The following is a 1,663-nucleotide window of genomic DNA, read 5'->3' on the forward strand; positions in this document are numbered from 1 at the left end:
GACCGCATGGATGATCGCCGTCGAGCCTTCGCATGAAAAATCGTTTTATCGTTTGCGCGCCTTTACCGTCCGCGTTTCAATCCGCGAATATGCCGCATTAGCGATGCTGCTACGAATAAATTTCGAATTGTTTCAGGGCAGATCGATTGGTTAGCTGATATGCGACGCAAGGAAAGAAAACGAGCGGCACGGCTCGATGCAACAGCGTGCTGTAAAGGGCGCGTCGACGCTCGGCTCGATGCTCACGCGGGCCACGAGAGCATTGAGCATTGAGCATGCAAAATGAGAAACGTTACAAGCAGCGAAAACGATCGTTCTTTTTTTGCGTCAATCGCTGCTGTGTCGCCCGGTCAAGCCCCCCCACCCGGTGCCATCCCTTAAGGCTGACTCACCCCAATGACCCCATCAACCCGAAACCTGTCGAGAAACTGAAAGCGCGCGGTGCCTTCCTCCGCGCCCGCCTGAATCACGGCGCCGATGCGCATCGTCTGGCTTCCCGCGCCTGCATAGCGCGGCCATTGTGGCAAACCCGCCCCGTTGGGATCGCCGGCACGAGCGAAGTTCGTCCAGTAAGTCTGCATCGTGTCCGACACGGCGAGGTCCTGGCTGCCTGCGCTCACCCCACCCTTCGCCGGCAGGTTACCGAAGACATATTGCACGTCGGTCGCGTGCGTCGCGATAGCGTTATACGGCGAGCTCTGCTCGAAGTGATAGACGTACACCGGTGAGCGCCCGGTCTTCTGCTGCTGCGTCGCCCAGCCCCAGGTCTGGTACTTGATCACCTGATCGCCGATCAGCGCCTGCGCCGAACGGGCCGCCTCGTCCGGCGAACCGGCCGGATACGCCTGCAGGAACATCGGCAGATTCGCGGCACCAAACTCTTTCGTGGCGGCATCGGTGAACGCCTGCACTGTCTGGTGCGGCAACGCGCGGCCGAAGAACGCGAGGCCTTCATCCGAATTCCAGCCGGCGAGCAGCGGGACGTCGTTCTGGCGTCCATGCATGAACCGGACGAAGGGATTCTCGGGCAGCACGTAGCCGTCGACGACTGGCGAATAGTTCGTGAGTCCGGGGTCCGTCGCGAAAGTCCAGTTGGTCGCGGTCTCCAGTTGCAATGCCGGAACCTCGCGCAACTTGTCGATGGTCGTCGCGTTGAACTGATTGCCGAGCACGACGCCCATCGCCTGGGCATCCGCGTAGGGTTTCATCTCGCCGTGCTCGCTCTCCCAGAACGCGCCGCTTTCGCCGATGGCCTTCTGGAACAGGCCCGTTGCGAGAGGCGACGCCATCAGCAAGCCGATCGCGTGCGCGCCCGCCGATTCGCCGAACACCGTCACGTTCGGGTCGCCGCCGAATCCCGAGATGCTGGCCTTGACCCACCTGAGCGCCGCGATCTGATCCTGAATGCCGTACATGCCTGACTTGTGCCCGCCCGACTCGGCGTCGAGATCGGGGCGCGACAGATGCCCGAACACGCCGAGCCGATAGTTCAACGTCACCACGACCACGCCCTTCTTCGCGAGTGACGTGCCGTCAAGCGCGTTGTCGGAGCCGGTGCCGAACTGGAAGCCGCCGCCGTGGATCCACACCATCACGGGAAGTTTCGCGCCGCGTGTCTTCGCGCCGCTCCAGACGTTCAGGAACAGGCAGTCCTCGCTGACGT

Annotated in this window: 1 protein-coding gene; it reads right to left on the reverse strand. The window is 62.2% G+C overall.

Annotated elements, in window-relative coordinates:
• Positions 1-377: 377 nt before the first annotated feature.
• Positions 378-1,663: carboxylesterase/lipase family protein (locus AWB67_RS37330; RefSeq protein WP_087660802.1), on the reverse strand; the 1,286-nt coding region annotated here is incomplete at its 5' end.

The sequence above is a fragment of the Caballeronia terrestris genome (genome assembly GCF_001544515.1).
GTDB classification, from domain to species: Bacteria; Pseudomonadota; Gammaproteobacteria; order Burkholderiales; family Burkholderiaceae; genus Caballeronia; species Caballeronia terrestris.